Origin of the sequence: Pseudomonas sp. NBB, from assembly GCF_032701105.1 — a bacterium.
Taxonomy (GTDB): Bacteria; Pseudomonadota; Gammaproteobacteria; order Pseudomonadales; family Pseudomonadaceae; genus Aquipseudomonas; species Aquipseudomonas asiatica.
Genome location: NZ_CP103994.1, coordinates 310,473 through 329,647, shown reverse-complemented (window position 1 = coordinate 329,647; position 19,175 = coordinate 310,473). Strand labels below are relative to the sequence as shown.

Genomic DNA, 19,175 nt, shown 5'->3' with positions numbered 1-19,175 from the left:
AAAGCACGGCCACGCATCCTGCCCTCTGCAGGCCTGGTCGACCGGACCCTGAGAAAGCCCGGCGACCCACGCGAACCCGAAGACAAAATCACAGGAGTCCATCCATGAAAGGTTCACCCTCGCTGTTGCTGGTTGCGTTGCTGTCCGCGCCTTTGCTGGCCCAGGCCGCCGAACCCGAGCAATGCCAGACGGTACGGTTCTCGGATGTCGGCTGGACCGACATCACGGTCACTACCGCGACCACCAGCGTTGTGCTCGAAGCACTGGGTTACAAGACCCACACCACCATGATCTCGGTACCGGTGACCTACAAGTCGCTGGCCACCGGCAAGGACCTGGACGTGTTTCTCGGCAACTGGATGCCGACCATGGAGAACGACATCAAGCAGTATCGCGACGCCGGCACCGTGGAAACCGTGCGCGCCAACCTGGAAAACGCCAAGTACACCCTGGCCGTGCCCCAGGCGCTGTATGACAAGGGCCTGAAGGATTTCAGCGACATTCCCAAGTTCAAGCAGGAACTGGACGGCAAGATCTACGGCATCGAGCCCGGCAACGATGGCAACCGCACCATCCAGAGCATGATCGACAAGAACGCCTTCGGCCTGAAGGACGCCGGATTCAAGATCGTTCAGTCCAGCGAGGCCGGCATGCTGTCGCAGGTCGACCGCGCGCAGAAACGCGGCGAGGCCATCGTGTTCCTCGGCTGGGAACCGCACCCGATGAACACCCGCTTCAAGATGCAGTACCTGACCGGCGGAGACGAATTCTTCGGCCCCGACTTCGGCAAGGCGACCGTATTGACCAACACCCGCAAGGGCTATGTGCAGGAGTGCAGCAACGTTGGCCAGCTGTTGAAGAACCTGTCGTTCGAGCTCAAGGATGAAAGCACCATGATGGGCTATGTCCTGGACGACAAGATGAAACCCGAGGCGGCTGCCAAGAAGTGGCTCAAGGACAACCCTGGCAAACTGGATGCCTGGCTGGCCGGCGTAACCACCGTGGATGGCAAACCCGGCCTTGAGGCGGCCAAGGCCAAGCTGACGCAATAACGAAATACGCAATAGCGCTACCTCGGGGCAGGACCGTGCCTGCCCCGGGTTGAGTTCATTCTATGCAGGTGGAAGCTCGCTATCATGCTTATCGATCAGAAAATACCCCTGGGCCAGTACATCGCGTCGTTCGTCGAGTGGCTGACCCAGAACGGCGCGAATTACTTCGACGCCATCGCGCAAGGCCTGGAGTTCATGATCCATGGCGTAACCAGTGCCCTGACTTTCTTCAATCCGTTCGTGCTCATCGCTCTGTTCGCCGCCCTGGCGCATTTCATCCAGCGCAAGTGGGCGCTGACCGCATTCGTCGCCCTGTCGTTCCTGCTGATCCTCAACCTGGGTTACTGGCAGGAAACCATGGAAACCCTGGCGCAGGTCACCTTCGCCACGGTGGTTTGCGTGGCCATCGGCGTGCCACTGGGCATCGTCGCCGCGCACAAACCGATGTTCTATACCGCCATGCGCCCGGTACTCGACCTGATGCAGACGGTACCTACCTTCGTCTACCTGATCCCCACCCTGACCCTGTTCGGCCTGGGTGTGGTGCCGGGGCTGATCTCGACAGTGGTGTTTGCCATCGCCGCGCCGATCCGTCTCACGTATCTGGGCATCTGCGACGTCCCGCAGGAGCTGATGGATGCCGGCAAGGCATTTGGCTGCTCACGGCGCCAGCTGCTCACCCGTATCGAACTGCCGCACGCGATGCCAAGCATCGCCGCCGGCGTTACCCAGTGCATCATGCTGTCGCTATCGATGGTGGTGATCGCCGCCCTGGTCGGCGCTGACGGCCTGGGCAAACCTGTGGTCAACGCACTGAACACCGCCGATATTTCCCTGGGCTTCGAAGCGGGCCTGGCGATCGTGCTGCTGGCGATCATGCTCGACCGTATCTGCAAGCAACCGGACCTGCCGGTAAGGGGTGAAGCATGAGCATCATTCGTTTCGAAGACGTCGACGTCATCTTCTCCAACAAGCCGCGCGAAGCGCTGGCGCTGCTCGACCAAGGCCAGACCCGCGAGCAGATTCTCAAGCAGACCGGCCTGGTGGTGGGTGTCGAGAAGGCCAACCTGGATATCCAGAAGGGCGAGATCTGCGTGCTGATGGGCCTGTCCGGCTCGGGCAAGTCGAGTTTGCTGCGCTGCATCAACGGCCTCAACACCGTCAGCCGCGGCAAGCTGTTCGTCGAGCACGAAGGCAAGCACATCGATATTGCCCACTGCACCCCGGCCGAACTGAAGATGATGCGCACCAAGCGCATTGCCATGGTGTTCCAGAAATTCGCCCTGATGCCCTGGCTGACGGTGCGCGAGAACATCAGCTTTGGCCTGGAAATGCAGGGCCGCCCCGAGAAGGAACGGCGCAAGCTGGTAGACGAGAAGCTCGAACTGGTGGGCCTGACCCAGTGGCGCAACAAGAAGCCGGACGAACTGTCTGGCGGCATGCAGCAGCGTGTGGGCCTGGCCCGGGCGCTGGCGATGGATGCCGACATCCTGCTGATGGACGAACCGTTCTCGGCACTGGACCCGCTGATCCGCCAAGGGCTGCAGGACGAGTTGCTTGGCCTGCAGGCCAAGCTGAGCAAGACCATCGTGTTCGTCAGCCACGACCTGGACGAGGCACTGAAACTGGGTAGCCGCATCGCCATCATGAAGGACGGGCGGATCATTCAGTACAGCAAGCCGGAAGAGATCGTGCTCAACCCGGCCGACGAGTATGTGCGTACCTTTGTTGCCCATACCAACCCACTGAACGTGCTGTGCGGGCGCAGCCTGATGCGCAGCCTGGACAACTGCAAGCGGGTGAACGGTTCGGTGTGCCTAGACCCCGGCATCGACTCGTGGCTGGACCTTGGCGAAGGCGGCTCGATCAAGCGCGCACGCCAGGGGCAGAACGGGCTTGACCTGCAAAACTGGGCACCAGGGCAGGATGTGGAGCTGCTGGGCCGCCGCCCAACGTTGGTAAATGCCGATATCGGCATGCGCGAGGCGCTGCAGATTCGTTATCAGACCGGCAACAAGCTGGTGTTGCAGGATAACGACAAGGTGGTGGGGATACTTGGGGATACCGAGCTTTATCACGCATTGCTCGGCAAGAACCACGGCTGATGCCATTGGGGCCGCTTTGCGGCCCTTTCGCGACACAAGGCCGCTCCTACAGGGGAACGCATATCCCTGTAGGAGCGGCCTTGTGTCGCGAGAGGGCAAAGCCCTCCCAACAATGGGTCAGCGAACGACGATCCCGCGCGAAGCCATGTAGGCCTTGGCTTCCGGCACCGTGTACTCACCAAAGTGGAAGATACTGGCAGCCAGCACCGCACTGGCATGCCCTTCCAGAATGCCGTCAGCCAAGTGCTGCAGGTTACCCACACCGCCCGAGGCAATCACCGGAATACCCAGCGCATCACTGATCGCACGGGTAACACCCAGGTCGAAGCCGTTCTTCATGCCGTCCTGATCCATGCTGGTCAGCAGGATCTCGCCAGCACCCAGGCCTTCCATCTTCTTCGCCCATTCAACGGCATCCAGCCCGGTCGGCTTGCGCCCGCCGTGGGTGAAGATTTCCCAGCGTGGTTCTTCGCCCGGCCCGGACACCTTCTTGGCATCAATGGCGACAACGATGCACTGCGAACCGAAACGGTCCGCTGCCTCGCCGACGAACTCTGGGTTGAACACCGCGGCCGTGTTGATCGAGACCTTGTCGGCACCGGCATTGAGCAGGTTGCGGATGTCCTGCACGGTGCGCACGCCACCGCCCACGGTCAGCGGGATGAACACCTGGCTGGCCATGCGCTCGACGGTATGCAGGGTAGTGTCGCGGCCGTCGACGCTGGCAGTGATGTCGAGGAAGGTGATTTCGTCGGCACCTTGCTCGTCGTAGCGACGGGCGATTTCCACCGGGTCGCCGGCATCACGGATGTTCTCGAACTTGACGCCCTTGACCACCCGGCCGTTGTCCACGTCCAGGCAAGGGATGATGCGCTTGGCCAGTGCCATGGTTCAGTCCTCAGCCTTGGTAGTTGTCGCAGAAGGCCTGGGCCTCGGCGACATCGAGGGTGCCTTCGTAGATGGCACGGCCGGTGATGGCGCCGATGATGCCCGGGGCCTTGGCGTCCAGCAGGGCCTTGATGTCGCCCAGATTGTGGATGCCGCCCGAGGCGATCACCGGGATCGAGGTAGCTTCTGCCAGCGCCTTGGTGAACGGCACGTTGCAGCCCTGCATCATGCCGTCCTTGGCGATGTCGGTGTAGACGATCGCCGAGACGCCATCGGCCTCGAAACGCTTGGCCAGGTCGATGACCTGCACCGAGCTCACTTCAGCCCAGCCGTCGGTGGCGACGAAGCCGTCCTTGGCGTCCAGGCCAACGATGACCTTGCCCGGGAAGGCCTTGCACGCTTCGGCGACGAACTCCGGCTGCTTGACCGCCTTGGTGCCGATGATCACGTAGCTGACGCCAGCCTTGACGTAGTGCTCGATGGTTTCCAGCGAGCGGATGCCACCACCGATCTGGATCGGCAGGGTCGGGTAGCGCTTGGCAATGGCGGTGACCACTTCACCGTTGACCGGCTGGCCTTCGAAGGCGCCGTTGAGGTCGACCAGGTGCAGGCGGCGGCAGCCACCCTCGACCCACTTGGCGGCCATGCTCACAGGGTCGTCGGAAAATACCGTGGAGTCTTCCATGCGGCCCTGGCGCAGGCGCACGCAGGCACCGTCCTTCAGATCGATAGCGGGGATAATCAGCATCTTGGGAACCTGTCTGTTCTTGGGGTTTCAGGGCTTCTCGAGCGCCCACAGATCGCTTTCGATGCTCTCGAACCGCTCCTTGAGGTGCAGCTGAACATCGACAATCGCCCTGTTGTAGTAAAGGGGTGCAATTTCTTTGCTGAACAGTTCGAGGACTTCGGCCACTTCGAACGACCCCAGCTCCAGCTCGAAACGGTCTTCGAGGAAGCGCTTGAGCGTGTGCAGCGCTTCGCGCTCCTGCTCGGGGGCCAGGGTGATGACCGGGGCCTTGGTCTTCGACCTGCTCATTTACCAGCGCCCGTCCCAGGCGACGAAGTTCTGCAGCAGCTGCAGGCCATGGGTATGGCTCTTCTCCGGGTGGAACTGCACGGCAAAGCGCGAGCCATCGGCCAGTGCAGCGGCGAAATCGACACCGTAATGGCCGCGACCGACCACCTGGGCCGGCTTGCCTGCATTGATGTAATAGCTATGCACGAAGTAGAACCGCGCACGGTCGGGGATGTCGTGCCACAGCGGGTGGTCGTTGGTCTGGCCGACTTCGTTCCAGCCCATGTGCGGCACCTTCAGGTGCTCGCCGTCTTCCTGCAGGTCTTTGCCGAAGAAGCGAACCTGGCCGGGGAACAGGCCGATACAGTCGACACCGTCGTTTTCTTCGCTGTGGTCGAGCAGTGCCTGCATACCCACGCAGATGCCGAGGAACGGGCGGTCCTGGCTGACTTCACGCACCAGGCTGTCGAAGCCCAGGCGGCGGATTTCTGCCATACAGTCGCGAATCGCGCCCACGCCCGGGAATACCACGCGGTCGGCTTCGCGGATGACCGTGGCATCACTGGTGACCAGCACCTTGCCGGCACCTACATGCTCGAGCGCCTTGGCCACCGAATGCAGGTTGCCCATGCCATAGTCGATTACGGCTACCGTCTGCATTTACAGGCACCCTTTGGTGGAAGGCATCTGCCCGGCCATGCGCTCGTCGAGGGTAATGGCCATGCGCAGGGCGCGGCCGAAAGCCTTGAACACGGTCTCGATCTGGTGGTGGGTGTTGTGGCCACGCAGGTTGTCGATGTGCAGGGTCACCAGGGCGTGGTTGACGAAGCCCTGGAAGAACTCCTGGAACAGGTCGACATCGAAGCCACCGACGCTGGCGCGGGTGTACGGCACATGCATCTGCAGGCCCGGGCGACCGGAGAAGTCGATGACCACGCGCGACAGCGCTTCGTCCAGCGGCACATAGGCGTGGCCGTAGCGGAAGATGCCCTTCTTGTCACCGATGGCCTGGGCAAATGCCATGCCCAAGGTGATGCCGACGTCTTCGACGGTATGGTGATCGTCGATATGCGTGTCACCCTTGCACTCGATATCCAGATCGATCAGCCCATGGCGGGCAATCTGGTCCAGCATGTGTTCAAGGAAAGGCACACCGATATCGAATCGGGCCTTGCCACTGCCATCGAGGTTGATCGAGCACTTGACCTGGGTTTCCAGGGTATTGCGCTCGACGGAAGCCTTACGTTCGACCATCACCAGCTCCGCAAAATCATTAGGCGAAAAGGGCTTCATTATAGGCCTAGAACGCGCCGGCTTGAAACGCGGATGACATATGGCAAAACGAGGAATTACGCAGGCTGGATACCGTTACAGGTCTATACAACCGCATGGCTTGGGGCTGCTTTGCAGCCCATCGCGACACAAGGCCGCTCCTACAGGGGTCGCCTGTAGGAGCGGCCTTGTGTCGCGATGGGGCGCAAAGCGCCCCCAATCAATGGAACAGCACAGCCGTCTTCTGCAAGGTAATCCAAACGCCCCAGGCCAACGGCACGACCACCACAGCCCAGGCCAGCAGTACCAGCGGCAGGCTACCCGGCGCCGCCTTCCACTCCAGCGAGCGCGCCCCGTCGGCGCCCTTGTCATGGCTCAAAGCCCGCTCGGCAGCCAGTTCGGCATCGCTCATGAAGTGCTTGTCGGCCACCGGTCGTACCAGCATGTTGCAGACAAAGCCCAGCACCAGCAGGCCGGCGAGGATGTACAGGGTCATGTCATAAGCAGCCGCACGCTCCACCCCGGCCGCCAATTGGTACTCGCGCAGGTAGGTGATAAGCACCGGCCCCAGCACCCCCGCCGCCGCCCAGGCAGTCAGCAGGCGGCCATGAATTGCGCCGACCATCTGCGTACCGAAGAGGTCGGCCAGGTAGGCCGGTACCGTGGCAAAACCACCACCGTACATCGACAGGATGATGCAGAACGCCGCCACGAACAGCGCCACGTTACCCAGGTGCCCCATGTTCGGCACCAGGCTGTACAAGCCCACGCCCAAGGCAAAGAAGGCGAAATAGGTGTTCTTGCGGCCAATGTAGTCCGAGAACGACGCCCAGAAGAACCGCCCGCCGATGTTGAACAGGCTCAGCAGGCCGGTGAAGCCGGCGGCGATCGCGGCAATCTGCGCCAACTGGGCGCTGTTCAGCTCGCTGAAGCTCAGCCCGTTGCCCAGCAGCTTGCCGGCGAACACTTCCTGCAGCAACGGCGAAGCCATGCCGAGGATGCCGATACCCGCCGACACGTTCAGGCACAGCACCAGCCAGATCAGCGCGAACTGCGGGGTCTTCCAGGCCACGCTGACGTGAACGTGGCGGTCGGTGACCATGGTGTTGCCAGCTTTCTTCACTGGGGCGCTCCAGCCTTCGGGCTTCCAGCCGGTTGGCGGTACGCGATACGCCAGGGCACCAGCGGTCATGAACACGAAGTAGATCGCCGCCATGACGACGAAGCTCTGCCACACGCCCACTTCTTGCGCATTGCCGAAATGGCCCATCAGCGCGGTGGCCAGCGGAGCACCGACCATGGCCCCGCCACCGAAGCCCATGATCGCCATGCCGGTGGCCATGCCGCGCTTGTCCGGGAACCACTTGATCAGGGTCGACACCGGCGAGATGTAGCCCAGGCCCAGGCCGATACCCCCAATTACGCCGGAACCCAGCCACATCAGCCACAACTGATGGGTTTTCACGCCAATCGCCGAAATCAGCATGCCACCGCACCAGCACAGCGCCGACACCAGGCCGGCCTTGCGCGGGCCGGCGTGTTCCAGCCAACCACCCAGCACGGCCGCCGAGCAACCGAGGAAGACGAAGAAGAGGGTGTAGATCCAGCTCAGCATGGAAATCGGCCAATCGCATTCGGCGCTGAACATGCGGGCCATGAAGCCCATGTCCGCCGCGCAGGCGACCGGGGCGGTGATGCCTAGGGCTTGCGACAGCGGCAGCCAGAACACCGAGAAGCCATAGGCCATGCCGATGCACAGATGGATGGCAAGGGCGGCCGGTGGGACCAGCCAGCGGTTGAAGCCCGGACGGGCGATGATGCGCTCCTTCGACAGGAAGCTTGGCGCACTGGCCAAGGTCCCCGCCGCGACGGTACTGCTCATGGATCAGATCCTTCTTATAGGGAGGGTGCAGGCAAAGCGGCGCAAGGGTAGCAGCATCAAGTAGCGTGAAAGCAATCTGATATCGTTAATTTTTGCTCGGCTGAAACGGTCATGTTGCCTATACCGGCGATAGGGCCAGTACAGGCCACACATTCGGAACTGACAAAATCATGGCTGTCGAAAGCCGTACCATCTGTTGTACGCGTAGGAAATGCCCCGTATCTCTAGTCGAATACGCAGGGGTAACCACTGCGGCGCTATACTCTGGCGCTTGAATTTCAAAAACGGACTACAAGGACTCGCCCATGAAAGCGTTCGGCAAAATCCTGGGACTTGGGCTTCTCGGGTTGCTGCTGATCATCGTGGCGCTGGGCTTCGCCCTGACCCACCTCTTCGATCCCAACGACTACAAAGACGAGATTCGCCAGCTGGCACGTGACAAGGCTCACGTCGAGCTGACCCTCAACGGTGACATTGGCTGGAGCCTGTTCCCGTGGCTGGGCCTGGAGTTGCACGATGCGAGCATCGCCACCTTGAACAAACCCAAGGAGCCGTTCGCCGACCTGCAGATGCTGGGGCTTTCTGTACGTGTGCTGCCACTGCTGCGCCGCGAAGTGCAGATGAGCGACGTGCGCGTCGAGGGCCTGAACCTGACCCTGGCCCGTGACGAACAGGGCCATGGCAACTGGGAAGACATCGGTAAACCGCTGCCCGCGCAGAACGGCGCCAGTGCCGATGGGCAGGCCAGTGCTCCAGCCCAGGCACCGGCCGAACAGGCGTCGGCACCGGTCGCCAGCAACGAACGCGCCGTCAAGCTTGACATCGACAGCCTGACCGTGAACAACGCCCGCGTACAGTACACCGATGCCAAGACCGGCCAGAGCTACAGCGCCGAAAGCATCCAGCTGAGCACCGGCCCAGTCCACGAAGGGGCGAACATTCCGCTCAAGGCCAGCGCCTTCCTCAGCGCCAGCCAGCCGAACATCAAGGCCCGCACCGAACTGGCCGGCGAGCTGCGCTTCGACCGCAAGCTCAAGCGCTACAACTTCGAAGACATGCGCCTGTCGGGCGAAACCTCGGGTGAGCCCACCGGCGGCAAGACCGTGACCTTCGCCGCCCAAGGCCAATTGCTGGTCGACCTGGCCGCCAATGTCGCCTCGTGGAACGGCCTGAAAGTCTCGGCCAACCAGCTGCGCGCCCTGGGCGAGCTGAACCTGCGAGACCTGGACAAGGCACCGCAGCTGAGCGGCGGCCTGTCCATCGCCCAGTTCGACCTGCGCACCTTCCTCGACAGCATCGGCCGCCCGCTGCCGGCCACCAACGACCCGGCGGCCTTCGCCAAGCTGGAACTGGTCACCCGCCTGCAGGGCACGCCGAACAGCCTGGCCCTGGAAGACCTGGCGGTGAAGCTGGACGACAGCACCTTCACTGGCCGCGTGGCCGTCGAAGACTTCGCCAAACAGGCCCTGCGCCTGCAGCTCAAGGGCGACACCTTCAACGCCGACCGCTACCTGCCGGCCAAGAGTGAAGAGGCCAAGGGCGCCACCGCCGCGCGTCAGGCCGAGGTCAAGCAACAGGAAACCACTGCGGTCGCCGGCCCTGGCACCACGCCGCTCCCCAATGCCCCGACCCAGGTCGCCTGGAGCGACGACAAGCTGCTGCCGGTCGATCGCCTGCGCGCCCTCGACCTACAGGCCGACCTGGCCTTCGGCTCGCTGACCCTGGACAAACTGCCGATCGAAGACGCCCAGCTCAAGGCCATCGGCCAGGGCGGCCTGCTGACCCTGCAAACCCTGCGCGGTGAACTGTACAACGGCACCTTCGAGGCCAAGGGCACCGTCGACGTGCGCCCTGCCGTGCCGCAACTGGGCGTCAACACCAGCATCCAGCGGGTGCCGGTCGAACACTTCATCAAGACCGAGGGCAAGGAACAGACGCCACCGGTCAAAGGCCTGCTAACCCTGACCAGCGACCTGACCGCCACCGGCAACAGCCAGAAGACCCTGGTCGACACCCTCAACGGCAACGCCAACTTCGTCATCAACGATGGCGTGCTGGTCAATGCCAACTTGGAACAGCAACTGTGCAAGGCCATCGCCACGCTGAACCGCAAGTCGCTCAGCGGCGAGCCGCGTGGCAAGGACACCCCGTTCCAGGAACTGCGTGGCAGCCTGGTAGTACGCAATGGCGTTGCCAGCAACCCGGACCTCAAGGCACGAATTCCGGGCCTTACCGTCAATGGCCATGGTGACCTCGACCTGCGTGTACTGGGCATGGACTACAACGTTGGCGTGGTCGTCGAAGGCGACCAGCGCGCCATGCCGGACCCGGCCTGCCAGGTCAACGAACGGTATGTCGGTGTCGAAATACCGCTGCGTTGCCGCGGCCCGCTGGAGCTGGGCGCCAAAGCCTGCCGCCTGGACCAGGACGGCCTGGGCAAGGTTGCCGCCAAGGTGGCCGGCAACCGTCTGCAAGACAAGATCGATGAAAAACTCGGAGACAAAGTGAGCCCAGAATTGAAAGACGCGCTCAAGGGGCTGTTCAAGCGATGAGCCCCGAGCAGTTCTCCAGCGCTGTGCTGGATTGGTATGACGAACACGGTCGGCACGACCTGCCCTGGCAACAGGGCATCAACCCGTACCGGGTGTGGGTGTCGGAAATCATGTTGCAGCAGACCCAGGTCAGCACCGTGCTCAACTACTTCGACCGCTTCATGCAGGCCCTGCCGACCGTGCAGGCCCTGGCCGAAGCGCCGGAGGACGAGGTGCTGCACCTGTGGACGGGCCTGGGCTACTACACCCGGGCACGCAACCTGCAAAAGGCCGCGAAGATCGTGGTCGAACAGCATGGCGGCGAATTCCCGCGCAGTGTCGAGCAGCTCACCGAGCTGCCTGGCATCGGCCGCTCCACCGCCGGCGCCATCGCCAGTATCAGCATGGGCATCCGCGCACCGATCCTCGACGGCAACGTCAAGCGCGTGCTGGCCCGCTACACCGCCCAGGCCGGCTACCCCGGCGAACCCAAGGTGGCCAACCAGCTGTGGGCCACGGCCGAACGCTTTACCCCACAGCAGCGCGCCAACCACTACACCCAGGCGATGATGGACATGGGTGCCACGCTGTGCACCCGCAGCAAGCCCAGCTGCCTGATCTGCCCGCTGCAGCGCGGCTGCGAAGCGCACCTGCACGGTGAAGAAACCCGCTACCCCGAGCCCAAGCCGCGCAAGGCACTGCCGCAGCGCCGCACGCTGATGCCGCTGCTGGCCAACCACGAAGGCGCCATCCTGCTTTACCGCCGTCCGTCCAGCGGCCTATGGGGTGGTTTGTGGAGCCTGCCGGAACTGGACGACATTGCCCAACTCGACGACCTGGCCTACCAGCACGGCCTGCGCCTGGCTGACAGCCGCGCCATGGACGGCCTGACCCATACCTTCAGCCACTTCCAGCTGGCGATCGAGCCCTGGCTGGTGCGCGTCGACCCGGTCGGCCAGCACGTGGCCGAGGCCGACTGGCTCTGGTATAACCTCGCCACCCCGCCGCGCCTGGGCCTCGCCGCCCCGGTGAAAAAGCTGCTCAAACGCGCGGCCGACGAACTGATTGCAGGAGACGCCCGATGACCCGCACCGTGATGTGCCGCAAGTACAAAGAAGAACTGCCAGGCCTGGAGCGCCCGCCCTACCCCGGCGCCAAGGGCCAGGACATCTTCGAACACATCTCGCAGAAAGCCTGGGCTGACTGGCAGAAGCACCAGACCATGCTGATCAACGAAAAGCGCCTGAACATGATGAACGCCGAGGACCGCAAATTCCTCCAGGGCGAGATGGACAAGTTTTTCGCCGGCGAAGAATACGCCCAGGCGGAAGGCTACGTTCCACCCTCGGAATGACCCCACGGAACGTAAGCGACGGAATTAATTTAAAATTTTTTCAAAAAGTCGTTGACGAGCGGTCTGAAAGTCTATTTAATTCACCTCGTCGCCCAGATAGCTCAGTCGGTAGAGCAGAGGATTGAAAATCCTCGTGTCGGCGGTTCGACTCCGTCTCTGGGCACCACCTTCAAGCTTCTGGTGGTTGCAAAGTTACCCGAAGCGACAACAAGAAACCCGCCTAGTGCGGGTTTTTTGTTGTCTGTGAATTTTCATAATCCAACAGCTTCAATCCTCAAATCCCCTCACGTCTCATTGATAGACATCAAATAGCTATCACTCGCTCACCTTCACAATCGAAGACGGACATCCGACTCGACCCGCAAGGACCTCCATGAGCGAAGAATCCCCCCTCCTGCTCCCCGCCCCCAGCGAGCCCGCCATCACCCCAGCCCGCACGCGTCGCCCACGCCAGCGCAAGCCGGAGCCGACGATCACCAGCATCAGCCAGCAACCTGCTGCACTGGAAGTCGCCACCGCCCCCAAGGGCAGCAACGAAGACAGCACTTCGGCCCGCTTGCCCACCAGCTACCCGTACCGCACCCGCATGCGTCGCCAGGACTACGAGAAGGCCAAGCATGCGCTGCAGATCGAGTTGCTGAAGGTACAGAGCTGGGTGAAGGAAACCGGCCAGCGCGTGGTGATCCTGTTCGAAGGGCGCGATGCCGCAGGCAAGGGCGGCACCATCAAGCGGTTCATGGAGCACCTCAACCCACGCGGCGCGCGCATCGTGGCCCTGGAAAAGCCTTCCGAGCAGGAAAAAGGACAGTGGTACTTCCAGCGCTACATCCAGCATCTGCCCACGGCAGGTGAAATGGTGTTCTTCGACCGCTCCTGGTACAACCGCGCCGGCGTCGAGAAGGTGATGGATTTCTGCTCGCCACTGCAGTACCTGGAGTTCATGCGCCAGGCGCCGGAGCTGGAGCGCATGCTGTGCAACAGCGGCATCCTGTTGTTCAAGTACTGGTTCTCGGTGAACCGCGAAGAGCAGCTGCGCCGCTTCATCTCGCGCCGGGACGACCCGCTCAAACACTGGAAGCTGTCCCCCATCGACATCAAGTCGCTGGACAAGTGGGAGGACTACACCGCAGCCAAGGAGGCGATGTTCTTCCATACCGACACGGCCGATGCACCTTGGACGGTGATCAAGTCCGATGACAAGAAGCGTGCGCGGATCAATTGCATCCGGCACTTCCTGCATTCGCTGGACTACCCGGGCAAGGACCGCAGCGTGGCGCATGCGCCGGATGCGCTACTGGTCGGGCGAGCGTCCCGCGGCTTCGAGGAAGATGAGGCAGAGCCGCAGGCCTGTTGAATCGGCGTGCCTGCTGCGCTTCAATACGCGCAATTTCCGCCCCACCAAGGATTCACCATGGCCACCCCAACCAAGCAACAGAAACGCGCCAAGCGCGCCGCCAGCAAGGCCAAGCAGAACCGCATGGTACGCAGCGGCCAGGCGGTCAAGGCCAGTGCTGGCGACAGCGCCAGCATCGAGCAGGTGTACAACAAGGCCATGGAGTCGGGCAGCTACGACCCGCTATTCAAGAAGATGAAGGAAGCCCAGGAAGGCGGCCTGGTACCGATGATTTCGGTGTTCCTGGTAGATCCGCTGCTGGCCCTTGTGCTCAAGGGACACAAGGAAGAACACGCCACCGATTACATCGTGCTGGTGTTCAACGCCTACCGCAAATGGCTGGATGGGGCCGACGAAGAAGCCACCATGGCCTGGCTGGAGAGCGATGAGTTCCAGGCCGCCTACGTGGCGGCTTCGGAGCTGGTTGCCAAGCAGCAACAGCAGCAGAAGCAATTTGGCTGACAGGGCTGTGTAGCCTGACCGGGCCCTATCGCCGGCAAGCCGCCTCCTTACAGGTACACCCCAGGCCCAAAGGCAATGCCGTCCCTGTGGGAGCGGGCAAGCCCGCGAAAGGGCCGGAACAGGCAACAAAAAAGGCCGCGCCCTTCACAGGGCGCGGCCTTTTCATTTCAGCCAGCGCGGATCAGTTATCCAGCGCCACCCGCCCGGCAGCTTCACGCTTGCGGTGCACCAGCAAGCCAGCCGCCACCACACCAATGCTCAGCAGCGCGGTCGCGATGATTTCGGCGCGGTGGTCCTCACGCAGCGCCATTACCACCAGAATGGCAATGATGAAGGCAATGGTCGCCCAGGTAAGGCCCGGGAACAGCCACATCTTGAAGGTGATCTTCTCGCCGCGGGCCTCACGCTGGGCGCGCATGCGCAGCTGCGATACGGCAATCACCAGGTACACCAGCAGCGCAATGGCACCAGAGCTGGCCAGCAGGAACTCGAACACCTGGGCCGGGGCCACGAAGTTGGCGAACACACAGAGGAACGCCGCTGCAGTGGACAGCAGAACCGCCACATGCGGGGTAGCCGACTTGGTGGTGCGCTGGGCAATGGCCGGAGCGTCACCACGCTTGCTCAGCGAGAACAGCATGCGCGACGAGGTGTACAGCGCCGAGTTCAGGCAGCTGGTCACGGCGATCAGCACGACGATGTCGACGATCAGCTTGGCATTCGGCACGCCGATGCGGCTCAGCACGGTCTGGTAGGAACCGGTCTCGGCCAGGGCCGGGTCGTTCCACGGCACCAGGGCCACGACCAGGAAGATCGACACCAGGTAGAACAGGCAGATACGCCAGATCACCGAGTTGGTGGCGCGGCTGATCTGCTTGCCCGGGTCCTTCGACTCGGCAGCGGCGATGGTAACGATTTCGGTACCCATGAACGAGAACATGGTGGTCAGCATGGCTGCCAGCACCGCGCCCAGGCCGTTAGGCATGAAGCCCTGGGTGTCGAACAGGTGGCTGGCACCGCTTACCTGGCTGCTCGGCACAAAGCCGAACAAGGCAGCACAACCCACAGCGATGAAGCCGATGATCGCCAGCACCTTCAGCAGAGCGAACCAGAACTCGAACTCGCCGTAGTTCTTCACGCTGCACAGGTTGGTCAGGGTCAGCGCCAAGGTGATGACCAGGGAGAACGCCCACAGGTCGACCGCAGGGAACCAGGCATGCAGGATGGCCGCGGCGGCGTTGGCCTCCAGCGGAATTACCAGTACCCAGAACCACCAGTACAGCCAGCCAATGGTGAAACCGGCCCAGCGCCCGATGGCGCGGTCGGCATAGGTAGAGAACGAACCGGTGTCAGGCGAGGCGACAGCCATTTCACCCAGCATGCGCATGACCAGCACGACCAGCGTACCGGCGGCAGCGTAAGCCAGCAGCACGGCAGGGCCGGCAGCAGCAATGGCGTGGCCGGAGCCAACGAAAAGGCCGGCACCGATGACGCCAGCGATGGACAGCATGGTCACATGCCGTTGTTTGAGCCCCTGAGCGAGGTCATTGGAATTGTTACCGCTCATTGAAACTACCTTTGTAAGGAGTGGACCACTCCGACTGCGGTTACGGAGCGCGCCTGGGGTTGACCTGGGCGTCGCTGCAATCGGCGGTTTCCTACTGGCAATAAGCGCGCCATGTGCTGAATACATTCGTCAGAAAAGTCGGTATCCCTTTTAGCATGCGGTTTGGAGGGCTTTCGGCCAACGGCTGACCGAAAGACCATCAAATCATCGGATTACTGAAATACCCACTTACAAACGCACCAAAGGTGCTCCCCGGTAACACCTGTGCACCGCTGCAATGCAAAAAAGTGCAACCTAGAGGTACAACCTGAAGACCTGGCCGCCCCCGTTCGCGGGCATGCCCGCTCCCACAGGTCAGGTGCAACCATTTGAGCCCTTTTAAAGAACCTGTGGGAGCGGGCGTGCCCGCGAAAGGTCTAAAACCGCTTCCATGAGCGGGCCAAAGCTGGCACCATCGCGCCTTTTTTCATCAAGGCTCTGGTGCTGGGCGACACCTTCGCGGACATCCGCGCGACGTTGCGCTGCAACGATGCGACAAACTGCCCCACCAGCGCCCCGAGTCCCCAGCGACCCTGTTGGCCGTGATAATGCCGCTATGCTAGCGTGGCGCACGCCAGGAAGGCCGCCAACAGCTGGGAACGCACCCGTACACATGAGGACCGCACATGGCTCAGGCCACGCCCGCGCTGGAAATCCGCAATCTGCACAAACGCTACGGCGAGCAGGAAATTCTCAAGGGCATTTCGCTGACCGCACGCGACGGTGACGTGATCTCCATCCTGGGGTCGTCCGGCTCCGGCAAGTCCACCCTGCTGCGCTGCATCAACCTGCTCGAAAACCCGCACCAGGGCGAAATCCTGGTTGCCGGTGAAGCCCTCAAGCTCAAGGCCGCCAAGAACGGCGACCTGGTCGCCGCCGACAACCGCCAGATCAACCGCCTGCGCAGCGAGATCGGTTTCGTCTTCCAGAACTTCAACCTGTGGCCGCACATGTCGATCCTCGACAACATCATCGAGGCGCCACGCCGCGTGCTCGGCCAGAGCAAGGCCGAGGCCATCGAAGCCGCCGAAGCCCTGTTGAACAAGGTGGGCATCTACGACAAGCGTCACAGCTACCCCGCCCAGCTTTCCGGTGGCCAGCAGCAGCGCGCCGCCATTGCCCGTACCCTGGCCATGAAGCCCAAGGTCATCCTGTTCGACGAGCCAACTTCGGCGCTCGATCCGGAAATGGTCCAGGAAGTGCTAAACGTTATCCGCGCATTGGCCGAAGAAGGCCGTACCATGCTGCTGGTGACGCACGAGATGAGCTTTGCCCGCCATGTGTCCAGTGAAGTCGTCTTCCTGCACCAGGGCCTGGTCGAAGAGCAGGGATCGCCGCAGCAGGTCTTCGAGAACCCGACCTCGGCGCGTTGCAAGCAATTCATGTCCAGCCACCGCTAACGGAGCAATACATGCACACTTACAAGAAGTTCCTCCTGGCAGCTGCTGCCACGCTGGTGATGTCGGCCAACGCCCTGGCCGCAGAAAAACTGCGCATGGGTATCGAAGCCGCCTACCCACCGTTCAACAACAAGGATGCCAGCGGTAACGTGGTCGGCTTCGACAAAGACATCGGCGACGCCCTGTGCGCCAAGATGAAAGTCGAGTGCTCGGTCGTCACCTCCGACTGGGACGGCATCATCCCGGCCCTGAACGCCAAGAAGTTCGACTTCCTGGTGTCGTCGCTGTCGATCACCGACGAGCGCAAGCAGGCCGTGGACTTCACCGAGCCGTACTACTCCAACAAGCTGCAGTTCATCGCGCCGAAAAACGTCGACTTCAAGACTGACAAACCTTCGCTGAAGGGCAAGGTCATTGGCACCCAGCGCGCAACCTTGGCTGGCACCTACCTTGAAGACAACTACCCGGATGTCGAGATCAAACTCTACGACACCCAGGAAAACGCCTACCTCGACCTGGTTTCCGGCCGCATCGACGGCATCCTGGCCGACAAGTACGTGCAGTACGAGTGGCTGAAGAGCAAAGACGGCTCGAACTTCGAGTTCAAGGGCGAGCCAGTGATGGACAGCGACAAGATCGGCATTGCCGTGCGCAAGGGTGACACCAAGCTGCGCGACGACCTGAACAAGGCCCTGGCAGAAATCAAGGCCGACGGCACGTACAAGAAGATCAACGACAAGTACTTCCCGTTCAGCATCGAATGATCCGCCCCGACCGGCGCGCCCTTGCGGCGCGCCAGTCCCTAGAATGACCTGCCCATGAATATCGACCTGCACGGATTCGGTCCGGCCATGATGGCCGGCACCCTGATGACCGTAAAACTGGCGCTTTGCGCCTTGCTGCTGGGCCTGGTCCTGGGCCTGCTCGGCGCCCTGGCCAAGACTTCCGCAATCAAGCCGCTGCAATGGCTTGGTGGCTTCTATTCGACCCTGGTTCGCGGCGTGCCCGAACTGCTGTGGGTACTGCTTATCTATTTCGGCACCGTCGGCTTGATGAACGCCCTCGGTGAAGCCCTGAACATGCCAGGCCTGGAGCTCAGCGCCTTCGCTGCGGGCGTGATCGCCCTGGGCCTGTGCTTCGGCGCCTACGCCACCGAAGTGTTCCGTGGCGCCATCCTGGCAATCCCCAAGGGCCACCGTGAAGCCGGCCTGGCGCTTGGCCTGTCCAAAGGCCGCATCCTGTCGCGGATCATCCTGCCGCAGATGTGGCGCATCGCCCTGCCCGGCCTTGGCAACCTGTTCATGATCCTGATGAAGGACACTGCCCTGGTATCGGTAATCGGCCTGGAAGAAATCATGCGCCACGCACAAATCGGCGTGACCGTGACCAAAGAGCCGTTCACCTTCTACATGGTCGCGGCCTGCATCTACCTGAGCCTGACCATCATTGCCATGACCGGTATGCACTTCATGGAAAAACGCGCCGCTCGCGGCTTTGCGAGGGCCGAATAATGAATTGGGAAGTCATCATCAAATGGCTGCCACGCCTGGCCCAGGGTGCGACCCTGACCCTGGAGCTGGTAGCCATCGCGGTGGTTGCCGGGTTGGTCCTGGCCATCCCGCTGGGCATCGCCCGCTCCTCGCGCCATTGGTATGTGCGCGCGGTGCCGTTCGGCTACATCTTCTTCTTCCGTGGCACGCCGCTGCTGGTGCAGCTGTTTCTGGTCTACTACGGCCTGGCGCAGTTCGACATGGTGCGTTCGAGTTCGCTATGGCCGTACCTGCGCGACCCGTTCTGGTGCACCGTGCTGACCATGACCCTGCACACTGCTGCCTACATCGCCGAGATCCTGCGCGGCGCGCTGCAGTCGATCCCCAAGGGTGAGATCGAGGCGGCGCGGGCGCTGGGCATGTCGCGAGGCAAGACGCTGTTCTACATCATGCTGCCACGCGCCGCGCGCATCGGCCTGCCGGCGTACAGCAACGAAGTGATCCTGATGCTCAAGGCCAGCGCCCTGGCCAGTACCGTGACCCTGCTGGAACTGACTGGTATGGCCCGTACCATCATCGCCCGCACCTACCTGCCGGTAGAGATCTTCTTTGCCGCCGGGGTGTTCTACCTGGTGATCTCGTTCGTGCTGGTGCAGGGCTTCAAGCTGCTGGAGCGCTGGTTGCGCGTGGATGCGTGCCAGGGCCGCTGAGACCTCACTGACTGC

19 protein-coding genes and 1 tRNA gene are annotated in these 19,175 nt (G+C 62.3%); 13 read left to right on the top strand and 7 right to left on the bottom strand.

The genetic code is table 11. The features are described from left to right. Positions 1-104: 104 nt before the first annotated feature. From NY023_RS01450 to choV, 3 genes are all read left to right on the top strand, one after another. Positions 105-1,052 (top strand): choline ABC transporter substrate-binding protein, encoded by a 948-nt coding sequence (locus NY023_RS01450; RefSeq protein WP_003257486.1) that lies wholly within the window; start codon positions 105-107, stop codon positions 1,050-1,052. 81 nt (positions 1,053-1,133) lie between these two features. Then, on the top strand, positions 1,134-1,982 hold the full coding sequence (gene choW / locus NY023_RS01445; protein WP_169774667.1) for a choline ABC transporter permease subunit: 849 nt from the start codon (positions 1,134-1,136) through the stop codon (positions 1,980-1,982). After that, the gene (choV, locus tag NY023_RS01440) at positions 1,979-3,157 is read left to right on the top strand and encodes a choline ABC transporter ATP-binding protein (RefSeq protein WP_003257485.1); all 1,179 of its coding nucleotides are present in this window, start codon (positions 1,979-1,981) and stop codon (positions 3,155-3,157) included. Before choW ends, choV begins: the two co-directional genes overlap by 4 nt. Positions 3,158-3,274: 117 nt before the next feature. On the opposite strand, the gene hisF is transcribed toward choV, so the two are convergent. From hisF to NY023_RS01410, 6 genes are all read right to left on the bottom strand, one after another. Further along, a complete protein-coding gene (gene hisF / locus NY023_RS01435; RefSeq protein WP_013970495.1) occupies positions 3,275-4,045 on the bottom strand; it encodes an imidazole glycerol phosphate synthase subunit HisF in 771 nt (256 codons plus the stop codon). A 10-nt stretch (positions 4,046-4,055) separates the two neighbouring features. After that, positions 4,056-4,793: a 1-(5-phosphoribosyl)-5-[(5-phosphoribosylamino)methylideneamino]imidazole-4-carboxamide isomerase gene (gene hisA, locus NY023_RS01430; protein ID WP_003257484.1), complete on the bottom strand. Its 738-nt coding sequence runs from the start codon at positions 4,791-4,793 to the stop codon at positions 4,056-4,058. Positions 4,794-4,820: 27 nt separating this feature from the next. After that, positions 4,821-5,081: a DUF2164 domain-containing protein gene (locus NY023_RS01425; RefSeq protein WP_013970494.1), complete on the bottom strand. Its 261-nt coding sequence runs from the start codon at positions 5,079-5,081 to the stop codon at positions 4,821-4,823. Beyond that, entirely contained in the window at positions 5,082-5,720 is a 639-nt protein-coding gene (gene hisH / locus NY023_RS01420) for an imidazole glycerol phosphate synthase subunit HisH (protein WP_013970493.1), read from the bottom strand. Further along, the gene (gene hisB / locus NY023_RS01415) at positions 5,721-6,314 is read right to left on the bottom strand and encodes an imidazoleglycerol-phosphate dehydratase HisB (protein ID WP_003255736.1); all 594 of its coding nucleotides are present in this window, start codon (positions 6,312-6,314) and stop codon (positions 5,721-5,723) included. It lies immediately after the preceding gene. Positions 6,315-6,552: 238 nt separating this feature from the next. After that, on the bottom strand, positions 6,553-8,214 hold the full coding sequence (locus NY023_RS01410) for an OFA family MFS transporter (protein ID WP_013970492.1): 1,662 nt from the start codon (positions 8,212-8,214) through the stop codon (positions 6,553-6,555). Positions 8,215-8,519: 305 nt separating this feature from the next. Here NY023_RS01410 and NY023_RS01405 point away from each other — a divergent pair, with 305 nt between their 5' ends. From NY023_RS01405 to NY023_RS01380, 6 genes are all read left to right on the top strand, one after another. Further along, the gene (locus tag NY023_RS01405; protein WP_023661917.1) at positions 8,520-10,766 is read left to right on the top strand and encodes an AsmA family protein; all 2,247 of its coding nucleotides are present in this window, start codon (positions 8,520-8,522) and stop codon (positions 10,764-10,766) included. Further along, positions 10,763-11,830, top strand: a complete 1,068-nt coding sequence (gene mutY, locus NY023_RS01400; RefSeq protein WP_013970490.1) for an A/G-specific adenine glycosylase — start codon at positions 10,763-10,765, stop codon at positions 11,828-11,830. The genes NY023_RS01405 and mutY overlap by 4 nt, the downstream gene beginning before the upstream one ends. Then, positions 11,827-12,099, top strand: a complete 273-nt coding sequence (locus tag NY023_RS01395) for an oxidative damage protection protein (RefSeq protein ID WP_003257478.1) — start codon at positions 11,827-11,829, stop codon at positions 12,097-12,099. The genes mutY and NY023_RS01395 overlap by 4 nt, the downstream gene beginning before the upstream one ends. 90 nt (positions 12,100-12,189) lie before the next feature. After that, positions 12,190-12,265, top strand: a tRNA-Phe gene (locus tag NY023_RS01390). Between the two features lie 207 nt (positions 12,266-12,472). After that, positions 12,473-13,453, top strand: coding sequence for a polyphosphate kinase 2 (gene ppk2, locus NY023_RS01385; protein ID WP_013970489.1), 981 nt, complete (start codon positions 12,473-12,475; stop codon positions 13,451-13,453). Positions 13,454-13,510: 57 nt separating this feature from the next. Further along, entirely contained in the window at positions 13,511-13,954 is a 444-nt protein-coding gene (locus NY023_RS01380; RefSeq protein WP_013970488.1) for a hypothetical protein, read from the top strand. A 181-nt stretch (positions 13,955-14,135) separates the two neighbouring features. Here the strand turns inward: NY023_RS01380 and gabP are convergent, their stop codons facing one another. After that, complete coding sequence (gene gabP / locus NY023_RS01375) at positions 14,136-15,521, bottom strand: GABA permease (RefSeq protein ID WP_013970487.1); 1,386 nt, start codon at positions 15,519-15,521, stop codon at positions 14,136-14,138. Between the two features lie 665 nt (positions 15,522-16,186). On the opposite strand from gabP, the gene NY023_RS01370 reads away from it, so the two are divergent. Genes NY023_RS01370 through NY023_RS01355 form a run of 4 tightly spaced genes read left to right on the top strand, consistent with a single transcriptional unit; the run spans position 16,187 to position 19,160 of the window. After that, on the top strand, positions 16,187-16,960 hold the full coding sequence (locus NY023_RS01370) for an ABC transporter ATP-binding protein (protein ID WP_003257472.1): 774 nt from the start codon (positions 16,187-16,189) through the stop codon (positions 16,958-16,960). 11 nt (positions 16,961-16,971) lie between these two features. Then, positions 16,972-17,724, top strand: a complete 753-nt coding sequence (locus NY023_RS01365; RefSeq protein WP_013970486.1) for an ABC transporter substrate-binding protein — start codon at positions 16,972-16,974, stop codon at positions 17,722-17,724. Between the two features lie 54 nt (positions 17,725-17,778). After that, positions 17,779-18,471 carry an ABC transporter permease gene (locus NY023_RS01360; protein WP_013970485.1) on the top strand — a complete coding sequence of 231 codons (693 nt, stop codon included), beginning with the start codon at positions 17,779-17,781 and terminating at the stop codon, positions 18,469-18,471. Next, positions 18,471-19,160: an ABC transporter permease gene (locus NY023_RS01355; protein WP_013970484.1), complete on the top strand. Its 690-nt coding sequence runs from the start codon at positions 18,471-18,473 to the stop codon at positions 19,158-19,160. The genes NY023_RS01360 and NY023_RS01355 overlap by 1 nt, the downstream gene beginning before the upstream one ends. The last annotated feature ends 15 nt before the right edge of the window (positions 19,161-19,175 follow it).

Coding starts and splice junctions, on each gene's coding strand:
- NY023_RS01450 (WP_003257486.1), top strand. CDS start 105: ATGAAAGGTTCACCCTCGCTGTTGCTGGTTGCGTTGCTGTCCGCGCCT.
- choV (WP_003257485.1), top strand. CDS start 1,979: ATGAGCATCATTCGTTTCGAAGACGTCGACGTCATCTTCTCCAACAAG.
- hisF (WP_013970495.1), bottom strand. CDS start 4,045: ATGGCACTGGCCAAGCGCATCATCCCTTGCCTGGACGTGGACAACGGC.
- hisA (WP_003257484.1), bottom strand. CDS start 4,793: ATGCTGATTATCCCCGCTATCGATCTGAAGGACGGTGCCTGCGTGCGC.
- NY023_RS01425 (WP_013970494.1), bottom strand. CDS start 5,081: ATGAGCAGGTCGAAGACCAAGGCCCCGGTCATCACCCTGGCCCCCGAG.
- hisH (WP_013970493.1), bottom strand. CDS start 5,720: ATGCAGACGGTAGCCGTAATCGACTATGGCATGGGCAACCTGCATTCG.
- hisB (WP_003255736.1), bottom strand. CDS start 6,314: ATGGTCGAACGTAAGGCTTCCGTCGAGCGCAATACCCTGGAAACCCAG.
- NY023_RS01410 (WP_013970492.1), bottom strand. CDS start 8,214: ATGAGCAGTACCGTCGCGGCGGGGACCTTGGCCAGTGCGCCAAGCTTC.
- NY023_RS01405 (WP_023661917.1), top strand. CDS start 8,520: ATGAAAGCGTTCGGCAAAATCCTGGGACTTGGGCTTCTCGGGTTGCTG.
- mutY (WP_013970490.1), top strand. CDS start 10,763: ATGAGCCCCGAGCAGTTCTCCAGCGCTGTGCTGGATTGGTATGACGAA.
- NY023_RS01395 (WP_003257478.1), top strand. CDS start 11,827: ATGACCCGCACCGTGATGTGCCGCAAGTACAAAGAAGAACTGCCAGGC.
- ppk2 (WP_013970489.1), top strand. CDS start 12,473: ATGAGCGAAGAATCCCCCCTCCTGCTCCCCGCCCCCAGCGAGCCCGCC.
- NY023_RS01380 (WP_013970488.1), top strand. CDS start 13,511: ATGGCCACCCCAACCAAGCAACAGAAACGCGCCAAGCGCGCCGCCAGC.
- gabP (WP_013970487.1), bottom strand. CDS start 15,521: ATGAGCGGTAACAATTCCAATGACCTCGCTCAGGGGCTCAAACAACGG.
- NY023_RS01370 (WP_003257472.1), top strand. CDS start 16,187: ATGGCTCAGGCCACGCCCGCGCTGGAAATCCGCAATCTGCACAAACGC.
- NY023_RS01365 (WP_013970486.1), top strand. CDS start 16,972: ATGCACACTTACAAGAAGTTCCTCCTGGCAGCTGCTGCCACGCTGGTG.
- NY023_RS01360 (WP_013970485.1), top strand. CDS start 17,779: ATGAATATCGACCTGCACGGATTCGGTCCGGCCATGATGGCCGGCACC.
- NY023_RS01355 (WP_013970484.1), top strand. CDS start 18,471: ATGAATTGGGAAGTCATCATCAAATGGCTGCCACGCCTGGCCCAGGGT.